Genomic DNA, 457 nt, shown 5'->3' with positions numbered 1-457 from the left:
AGCTCAAGAAGCTCTTCGTCGTCTACAAGGTCACATTTGTTTAAGAATACAACGATGTATGGAACACCTACTTGGCGAGAAAGAAGGATGTGTTCACGAGTTTGTGGCATTGGACCATCAGTCGCAGCACATACAAGGATCGCGCCGTCCATTTGAGCAGCACCAGTAATCATGTTTTTAACATAATCGGCGTGGCCCGGGCAGTCTACGTGAGCGTAGTGACGAGTTGGAGAATCGTATTCTACGTGTGATGTATTAATTGTAATACCACGTGCTTTTTCTTCTGGTGCAGAGTCGATTGCAGCGTAGTCTTTAGCTTCACCACCGAATTTCTTCGCACATACAGTTGCGATAGCAGCAGTTAAAGTTGTTTTACCATGGTCAACGTGACCGATTGTGCCCACGTTAACGTGTGGCTTATTACGTTCAAACTTAGCCTTAGCCATGAGATCTTCCT

1 protein-coding gene is annotated in these 457 nt (G+C 45.5%); it reads right to left on the bottom strand.

Annotated elements, in window-relative coordinates:
* On the bottom strand, window positions 1-446 hold a 446-nt coding region (locus AC1M9D_RS14095), incomplete at its 3' end, for a GTP-binding protein (protein WP_481586822.1).
* Between the last annotated feature and the right edge of the window lie 11 nt (window positions 447-457).

The organism is Acinetobacter sp. ANC_7682, from assembly GCF_056779795.1.
Note: the sequence above shows the minus strand (reverse complement) of the source record. Positions and strands in the feature narration are given on the sequence as shown.